The sequence below is a fragment of the Thermosulfurimonas sp. genome (assembly GCF_015491435.1).
GTDB lineage: Bacteria > Desulfobacterota > Thermodesulfobacteria > Thermodesulfobacteriales > Thermodesulfobacteriaceae > Thermosulfurimonas_A.
Genome location: NZ_WFVX01000150.1, coordinates 1 through 8,590, shown reverse-complemented (window position 1 = coordinate 8,590; position 8,590 = coordinate 1). Strand labels below are relative to the sequence as shown.

Sequence of the window (8,590 nt, the reverse complement as noted above, 5' to 3'; positions counted from 1 at the left end):
TTCCAGGGGTTACCCCCTCCGGGTGTTACCCGGCGCCCTGCCCTGCGGAGCCCGGACTTTCCTCCGGAGGCTCCACCTCCTCCGGCGGCCGCCGACCGCCCCTTCCCTTAATCCAAAATTAAGGACTTCCTCCCTCCCTTTCAAGCCGGGCCTGGTGATATTCCCCGAGAAGCTCGTCTATAAGCTCCTGCACCGAAACGATACGATCCACCCGCCAGGCGTTGGCCCCGGCGAAAACGAAACCGGCCTCCAGGTTCCCCCGCTGGGCATTGATCAGGGCGGCGGCGATACAGTAGGGACTCTTCCGGTAATCGCAACTCCGCAGACAGTGATACATGCACCGGTAGGGCCGCTTCTCTCCGGCTTCCACCTTGCGCAGGAAAGACCCCCGCAGGGCCCTTCCGGGAAGACCCACCGGACTCCTGATGATGGTAAGGTCCTCCTTACCGGCCCTGAGAAAGGCCTCCTTGAAGGCCGGAGAGGCATCACACTCATGGGTGGCCACGAAACGGGTACCCATCTGGACCCCGGAGGCCCCGATCTCGTGAAGATAACGGTAAAGGTCGTAGCCGGTGTAGATCCCCCCGGCGGCAATTACAGGTATGGCCTTTCCGGCCCGGTCCTCAAAGGGCTTGAGGGCCTCGATCACCCGGGGAACCAGAACCTCCAGGCGGGACTCCGGGGCCTCCAGCTCCTTAACGGAGAAACCCAGGTGTCCTCCGGCCTGCGGGCCTTCCACCACCACGGCGTCCGGCACACAGCCGTATTTTTTCCACCAGCGCTGGGCCACGAGTTTGGCGGCTCGGGGGGAGGACACAATGGGGGCCAGCTTGGTGCGTGAACCCTCGGGCCGAAGTTCGGGAAGATTAAGGGGCAACCCGGCCCCGGAGAAGATGATGTCCGCTCCGGCCTCGCAGGCCGCCTGCACCAGGGGTTCAAAATCCGTGAGGGCCACCATGATGTTTACGCCGATGATCCCCTCCGGGGCCTTCTCCCTGGCAAGCGCAATCTGGCGCTTGAGCCCCCGGATGTTGGCCCGGGTGGGATCCCGGAAAAATTCCGTCTCCCCCTCGTAAAAACCCACCAGGGCCGCGGAGATGACCCCGATGCCTCCGGCCCGGGCCACCGCCGAGGCCAGACCGGCCAGCGAAATCCCTACCCCCATCCCTCCCTGAACGATGGGGACCGGAGCGGTCAAATCACCGATCCGCAAAGGAGGAATTCCGTTCACCGACATAGCCTTTCCCTTCTCCCAAAAGTGACCGTAAATCTAACATGAGCCCTTACCGCTGCAAACTCTCTAAACCTTGGCTATAATTAAAAAGATGGCCCGACTCTGCACACTCAAGGACTGGCTGGAGGCCTTTGAACGAAAACAGCAGGATGATCTGCGCTTCTTCCGGGAGGTTCTCTCCCGAGGGGAGGTGATCTCCGGTCTTTCCCGGGAACTGCGCCGACGCCTGCGGGAGCGCCAGGCCTATTCCTCCTTCTTTAAACGTCTCTCCTGGCACCATCTTTCGGCGGAGGAACTTTCCTGGTGCGAAAAAAAGATGGAAGAGATCCTGCGACGGGAGGACGAACTCCGCCGGCTGCTGGATCGTCTCCTCAGCTGGCTGGAGCAAACCCCCTAGAGCAGGACCTTTCCGGTCATCTCCCCCGGGATCTCCAGCCCCATGAGATAGAGACCGGTGGGGGCTATGTCCGCAAGGATTCCCTCCTTTAAGCGGGACCCCTTGAAACGGTCGTCCACCAGATAAAAGGGCACCGGATTGGAGGTGTGCGCGGTATGGGGGTGTCCGGATTCATCGGCCATGACCTCGCAGTTTCCGTGATCCGCGGTCACGATAACCGGGCCTCCGTGCGTCTCCCGAAAGACCCGGATCACCCGTCCCACGCATTCGTCCACCACCCGCACCGCCTTGATGGCCGCCGAAAGCACCCCGGTGTGTCCCACCATGTCGCCGTTAGCGAAGTTGAGCACCACCAGCCCGTAACGTTTTTCCCTCAGACGGCGTTCCAGTTCGGCGGTAACCTCATAGGCACTCATCTCCGGCTTGAGGTCGTAGGTGGGCACGTCCCGGGGGGAGGGAATCAGTTTTCTTTCCTCACCGGGAAAGGTCTTCTCGTCGCCTCCGTTGAAGAAATAGGTCACGTGGGCGTATTTTTCGGTCTCAGCGATGCGCAACTGGATCAATCCGGCCCGACTGACCTCCTCCCCGAAGATCCGGTGCAATTTTTCCGGAGGAAAGGCCACGGGAAGATGGAAGTGTTCATCATAGAGGGTGAAGCAAACGAAGTACGCCAGCTGAGGCCATTTTTCCCGGGTAAATTCCTTAAAATCCGGCTCGGTAAGGGCTCGGGTGAGCTGACGGGCCCGGTCGGCCCGAAAGTTGAAAAAGACCACCGTATCCCCGTCCTCTACGGTGGCCACCGGATGACCCTCCTCGGTTATCACCGTGGGTTGAATGAACTCATCGGTTTCCCCCCGGGCAAAGGCCTCACGCACCGCGGTGAGAGGATCCGGAGCGGTCAGACCCCGCCCCATCACTATGGCTTCATAGGCCCGACGGGTGCGATCCCAGCGTCGATCCCGATCCATGGCGTAATAACGTCCGGATACCGTAGCCACCCTGCCGCAGGAAAGCTCGTCCATCTTCTGTAAAAGGGCCTGCAGAAAACGATCCGCCACATCCGGGGCGGTATCCCTTCCGTCGGTGAAGGCATGTACAAAGACCCGATCGGAAAGCCCCTCCCGGGCGTAAAGTTCCAGCAGGGCAAAGAGATGTTCGATATGGGAATGCACCCCGCCATCGGAAACCAGACCCATAAGGTGGATCCGTCCTCCGGATCGTCTGACCTCCTCGGCCACCCTCAGGAGTTCGGGATTTTTAAAGAAGGTGCCTTCGCGAATGGCCCGATTGATGCGGGTAAGATCCTGATAGACAATGCGCCCGGCCCCGATATTGAGGTGCCCCACCTCGGAGTTTCCCATCTGGCCCTCGGGAAGCCCGACGGCCTCGCCCGAGGCCCGCAGCAGGGTAAAGGGATATTCCGCCTTCAGGGCATCCAGATGAGGGGTGCCGGCCAGCCGAACCGCATTGGCCCGCTCCTCCTCTCGCCAGCCCCATCCATCCATGATAATTAAAAGTAAAGGCTTAATCTCGGACAAGGTTTTCCTCCTTCCGAAGATCCTCCGGCTCTATCCGCGGGGCTTCGACCCAGAGACCCTCCAGATCATAGACCTGACGCACCGGCTCGTAGAAGAGATGCACCACGGCATCGCCGTAATCCATGACCACCCAGTGCCCCTGGGTGAGCCCCTCCACCCCGGAGGGAGGTATTCCCAGCCGCGCGGTCTCGGATTCCAGAAAATCGGCCAGACCCTGAACGTGACGGGCCGAACGTGCACTGGCAATAAGGATAAAATCAGTATAGGAAGATCGACCCCGAACATCCAGTACCACCAGATCCTCACCCTTCTTCTCCCGGATCAGACGGATCAGCAGACGCACCAGCTCCAGAGAATCAAAGGCCATCTACAGACGACCCTCCGTGACCAGACGGGCAAAATGCTCGAAACTGCGGTCGTAGGTGCGTTCGGCCTCCGGAGGAAAACAGCAGCCCGGAAGCTGCCGCATGGAAAGATGATACTTCAGACATTCACAACATATCCCCTTCTTCGGACAGGGTTCGTAGGTACAGTTGCAACGTTTAAGATTGGATTCCCTCTTGCATTCCATGGTCTCCCTCCTTCCTCAAAAGTTAAGACCTTCCAGGGAGTATTCCAGTATCTTCTCCAGCCGTTCCGGGGGATCCTTACGGTGAAAATGACAGGCATTGCAGGAATTAGGCTGCTTTTCGAAACTTCCGATCTTAAGGGTCCAGGAGGGAAAGACCACCCGGAACTGGTGGCTGTGAATATCCCGCACCAGACCCCTGCGGGCCACCAGGGGCATATGACATCCCACACAGATGTTCACACTGTGGATCCCGTGGACCCCTTTGTTCTTCACCTGATGACATTTACGACACAACAAACTTCCCGGAAGCTTGGTCTGAAACCGGTTGGCCCGGCCCTTACTGTGGACCTCGTGACAGTCCCAGCACATGACCCCGGCTCGCGAGTGATTGCTCTTTAACCAATCGTTATACTGTTCATAATTGGCCTTGGGACTTCCGTCCGGATAGAGGATGGGCTTGAGGATAAAGGTGAATTCGAAGGATTGGCCCGGCAGATAGCCCCGGGGATAACGGTAACGACCATCCGGGGTTTCTCCCCGGCTATGACAGGCTCCGCAGACCATGGCCGCTATTCGGTAGTTGGGGATCCGGGCCGGATTGACAATGGTTTCGAATTTCTTCTCCGCAGGAGCCTCTATGTGCTTCTCTCCGGGACCGTGGCAGGCCTCGCAACCTATACCCAGCTCGCGAAAACGGGTGACCAGGCGCTGACCCCGCCTCTCCAGTCGAAGACCGGTTACATGACAGCCCATACATTTCTCCTGATACAGGGTGGAGGGCCAGTAATCGTTGAGGTCCCACTTTTCCCCCTCCACCACCCAGCTCAGGGGAAGAATGCGCAGTTCTCCGTTCGGAAGCTCGGTAATGAAAAGCTCCTTCCAGGTGCCGCCCAGGATGTACTTGACCCGGTAGGCCTCGGTCTTACCGTTGTGGGTGATTTCCATCCAGAATTCCCGCCCCCGCCGAAAGAGACGGAACTTTCGACGCCCGAAACGCAGGACCACGTTGTTCCAGGGAAGAATAAGGGTTTCATCCGTGGCCTCCTTGAGCATATAGGGATGGAGGGTGGAGCGCCAGCCCCGGTAAATCTGAGGATGACACCTCTTGCAGGCCCTGGACCCCACGTAGGAATTGGCCCCTGCCGGAAGGCTCCATAAACCCAGGATTATCGCGGTGATCAAGAGGCGTTTAAACATCCAGCTCCCGGTACTCCATAGCGTGGGTCTGAATAAACTCCCGACGCGGTTCCACTTTCTCCCCCATCAGGGTGGTGAAGAGTTCATCGGCCTCGGCCGCGTCCTGGACCTCCACCCGAAGGAGGGTACGGCGCTCCGGGTCCATGGTGGTTTCCCAGAGCTGCGAGGGGTTCATCTCTCCCAGCCCCTTGTAGCGCTGGATATGTAACCCCTTTCGACCCAGCTCCCGCACCCGCGAGAGAATGGAGGAAAGCCCGGAAACCAGATCCTCCCAGACCCCGGTATCCTCCCCCACCTCCAGACGGACCTCCTTCCCCAGATAGGGTTTCAGCTTTCCGTAATAACGCAACACCTCCCGAAACTCGCGCCGGGTGGGTAACTCCGGCCCCACGGAAAAGGAAACATACCCGCTTCGGGTGGAGGTGACCTCGAACTCGTAAGCGGATTCACGATGGGCGCTGGGCTTTACCCGTCCCACCGCATAACCCTTTTCCCTGAACACCCGGGTAAGCTCCCTTACCCTTTCCTCGTCATCGAAATGGTCCGCCCGGGTGAACCCCTGCCGCACCAGGATAAGGACCCCTTCCGGAGGAATACCCCGGCGCAGGAGTTCGGAAAGGGCCCTCTCCAGACCGGCCAGGTGTTCCAGAACCGTACGCGTCTCCGGGGAGGAAAGCTCTCTTCCCTCCACCTTGAGCTTAACCTGCTTAAGGGCCCGGGTGAACAGATAAGCATCCAGTTCGGCATCGTCCTTGAGATAGACGTCTTTCTTACCCTCGTTTACCCGGTAAAGAGGGGGTTGAGCGATATAGAGCCAGCCCCGCTCGATGATCTCGGTCATCTGGCGATAAAAAAAGGTAAGGAGCAGGGTACGAATATGGGCCCCATCCACATCCGCATCGGTCATGATGATGATGCGCCGGAAACGACTCCGGTCGGCATCAAAGTCCGGACCGATACCGGCTCCCAGGGAGGCCACCAGCTGCTTGATCTCCTCGGAGGAAAGGACCTTGTCTATGCGGGCCTTTTCCACGTTGAGGATCTTTCCCCGCAGGGGGAGAATGGCCTGGAAACGTCGATCCCGGGCCTGCTTGGCCGAACCACCGGCTGAATCTCCCTCCACCAGAAAGAGTTCCCGTTTTTCCGGATCCTTTTCCTGACACTCGGCCAGTTTCCCGGCGGTAAGCACCTCCAGGGCCTCGCCCTTCTTACGGGCGATCTCCCGGGCCTTGCGGGCTGCCTCCCGGGCCCGGGCCGCCTGTACCACCCGGGTGGCGATCCGGCGGGCCTCCGAGGGGTTCTCCTCCAGGAAACGCATCAACCCCTCAAAGACTATGGACTCCACCAGGGGCTTGATCTCGCTGTTCCCCAGTTTCATCTTGGTCTGACCCTCGAATTGAGGGTCCGGCATCCGGATGGAGATCACCGCGCAGAGCCCCTCCCGCACATCCTCGCCCTCGAGTTTGACCCGGAGGTTCTTGGGTAGCCCCTCGGCCCCGGAGAGGTAGCGATTCAGGGCCCGGGTAAGCGCGGTCCGGAAACCCACTACATGGGTACCACCCTCCCGGGTGTGAATATTGTTCACATAGGCGTAAAGGGTCTCGGTGTAGCCGTTATGATACTGAAGGGCCACCTCCACCTGCACCAGATCCCTTTCGCCGGAGATGTAAACCACCTTCCGGTGTACCGGTTCCCGTTTCCGGTTCAGATGTTGCACGAATTCGACCAACCCGCCCCGGAAATGGAACTTTTCCTCGGCTCCGCTTCTTTCGTCCTGAAGATAAAAACGCACCTGCGGATTCAGAAAGGCCAGTTCCCGCAGACGATGCCGGACCACCTGGTAGTCGAATTCCTGTTCTCCGAAGATCTCCGGATCGGGTTTGAAGGTGATCCTGGTTCCGGAACGCTGGGTGCGACCCACCTCCTCCACCGGGCCCTCGGGTACTCCCCGGGAATATTTCTGGCGATAGATCCTTCCCTCCCGATGGACCTCCGCCACCAGCCATTCCGAAAGGGCATTGACCACCGAAACCCCCACTCCGTGGAGACCACCGGAAACCTTATAGGCCGTCTTTTCGAACTTTCCCCCGGCATGCAGCCGGGTCATGACCACCTCCAGGGCCGAAACCCCCTCCTGGGGATGGATATCCACCGGAATACCCCGCCCGTTGTCCTCCACCGTGGCCGAACCATCGGCATGGAGGATCACCCGGATCCGATCACAGTAACCGGCCAGGGCCTCATCCACCGCGTTGTCCAGGACCTCCCAGAGGAGATGATGAAACCCCTCCGACCCGGTGGAACCGATGTACATGGCCGGCCTTACCCGCACCCCCTCCAGACCGGAAAGCACCCTTATGGCTTCCGCACCGTAAGCCTGCACCATTTCCGACCCTCTCCTATACCGCCATGGGCATGACCAGGGCCAGAAACCCCGGATCCTCCGGACCGGTTATCCGACAGGGGGTGCGTTCGGAACCGATGTCCAGCTCCACCTCCTCGGACTCCATCACGTTGAAGACATCCAGGAGATAACGGGCGTTAAAGTTGATGGTGAAGGGATCGCCCTCGTAGGAAAGAGGCAGTCTCTCCCGGGCCTCCCCCAGTTCCCCTCCGCTTCCGGTAAGGACCACCTCTCCGGGAGCGAAATCGAAACGCACCACCCGGTATTTGTCCGAGGCCAGAAGACTGACCCGTTTCAGGGCCTCGGTCAGCCGTTCCCGATGCACCAGAACCCTCCGGCCCGGATCCCTGGGGATCACCGCCCGGTAGTCCGGAAACTGCCCCTCGATCAGCCGGGCCAGCAGTACCCCCTCCGAGGAGGAAACCACGAAATGATGATCCTGGATGCCCAGGCGCACCACCACCTCCTCGGAGGCCATGCGTTTTATCTCCTGGGCGGCCTTGCGCGGAACAATAACCCCCTCCTCCAGGGGAAGAACCTCCACCCCGGGCACCTCCCGATCCACCAGGGAGAGCCGGTGCCCGTCCGTGGCCACCAGCCGCAGGTTCTCCCCCTCGCGGGTAACCAGGATCCCGGAAAGGGCGTATCGAGCCTCGTCCGTGGCCGCAGCATAAAGGGTCTTCTCCAGCATATCCTCCAGGGTCTCGCCCGGCACCTCCACCACGGTTTCCCCGGAAATATCGGGCAGGCTGGGGAAATCCTCCGGGGCAAAAACCGAAAGACGATAGGTGATATCCTGATCCAGATCCCTTATCTGTACCCCTCCTTCCAGCTCCCCTTCCAGGATCAGGGTTTCCCGGGGAAAATTCCGGACGATTTCATAAAACTTTCGGGCCGGAAGACAGAAGGCCCCTTCTCCCTCCAGCTCCACCGGGACCTCTCCCCGGTAGCCAATCTCCAGATCCGTGGCCGAAAGGCTCAGGACATTCTCCCGTCCCTCCACCAGGACGGTGGAAAGAATGGCCATGGAGGACTTTCGATCCGCAACGGCCTGAACCCGATTGAGGATCTTCAGGAGTTTATCCCGTTCTATTACCGCTCTCATTTTTTAGACTCCTTATAAAAAATTCTTAATAAGGGGCCGGTATTGCACCGGGTAAGCGTAACCCCTGAGGAGGACGCTTTTTATACTCCTTGCTGGAGGTGGAAGATGCGGTGGAAAAAGGGGTGGATAAACCCGGAGCCGGAT

Annotated in this window: 8 protein-coding genes; 1 reads left to right on the top strand and 7 read right to left on the bottom strand. The window is 59.6% G+C overall.

From position 1 onward, the window contains the following. Positions 1-118: 118 nt before the first annotated feature. Positions 119-1,237 carry a nitronate monooxygenase family protein gene (locus tag F8J34_RS06875; protein ID WP_297057544.1) on the bottom strand — a complete coding sequence of 373 codons (1,119 nt, stop codon included), beginning with the start codon at positions 1,235-1,237 and terminating at the stop codon, positions 119-121. Positions 1,238-1,325: 88 nt separating this feature from the next. On the opposite strand from F8J34_RS06875, the gene F8J34_RS06870 reads away from it, so the two are divergent. After that, complete coding sequence (locus tag F8J34_RS06870) at positions 1,326-1,631, top strand: hypothetical protein (protein ID WP_297057541.1); 306 nt, start codon at positions 1,326-1,328, stop codon at positions 1,629-1,631. On the opposite strand, the gene gpmI is transcribed toward F8J34_RS06870, so the two are convergent. The 6 genes from gpmI to dnaN are packed head-to-tail and all read right to left on the bottom strand — an operon-like array spanning position 1,628 to position 8,446. Further along, positions 1,628-3,169: a 2,3-bisphosphoglycerate-independent phosphoglycerate mutase gene (gpmI, locus tag F8J34_RS06865; protein ID WP_297057535.1), complete on the bottom strand. Its 1,542-nt coding sequence runs from the start codon at positions 3,167-3,169 to the stop codon at positions 1,628-1,630. The genes F8J34_RS06870 and gpmI overlap by 4 nt on opposite strands. Next, positions 3,156-3,536, bottom strand: coding sequence for a ribosome silencing factor (gene rsfS / locus F8J34_RS06860; protein ID WP_297057533.1), 381 nt, complete (start codon positions 3,534-3,536; stop codon positions 3,156-3,158). Before rsfS ends, gpmI begins: the two co-directional genes overlap by 14 nt. After that, on the bottom strand, positions 3,537-3,740 hold the full coding sequence (locus tag F8J34_RS06855) for a DUF6485 family protein (protein ID WP_297057530.1): 204 nt from the start codon (positions 3,738-3,740) through the stop codon (positions 3,537-3,539). A 15-nt stretch (positions 3,741-3,755) separates the two neighbouring features. After that, positions 3,756-4,937: a multiheme c-type cytochrome gene (locus tag F8J34_RS06850; protein ID WP_297057528.1), complete on the bottom strand. Its 1,182-nt coding sequence runs from the start codon at positions 4,935-4,937 to the stop codon at positions 3,756-3,758. Continuing rightward, complete coding sequence (gene gyrB, locus F8J34_RS06845) at positions 4,930-7,323, bottom strand: DNA topoisomerase (ATP-hydrolyzing) subunit B (protein ID WP_297057526.1); 2,394 nt, start codon at positions 7,321-7,323, stop codon at positions 4,930-4,932. Before gyrB ends, F8J34_RS06850 begins: the two co-directional genes overlap by 8 nt. Positions 7,324-7,336: 13 nt before the next feature. Continuing rightward, positions 7,337-8,446 carry a DNA polymerase III subunit beta gene (gene dnaN, locus F8J34_RS06840; RefSeq protein ID WP_297057521.1) on the bottom strand — a complete coding sequence of 370 codons (1,110 nt, stop codon included), beginning with the start codon at positions 8,444-8,446 and terminating at the stop codon, positions 7,337-7,339. Between the last annotated feature and the right edge of the window lie 144 nt (positions 8,447-8,590).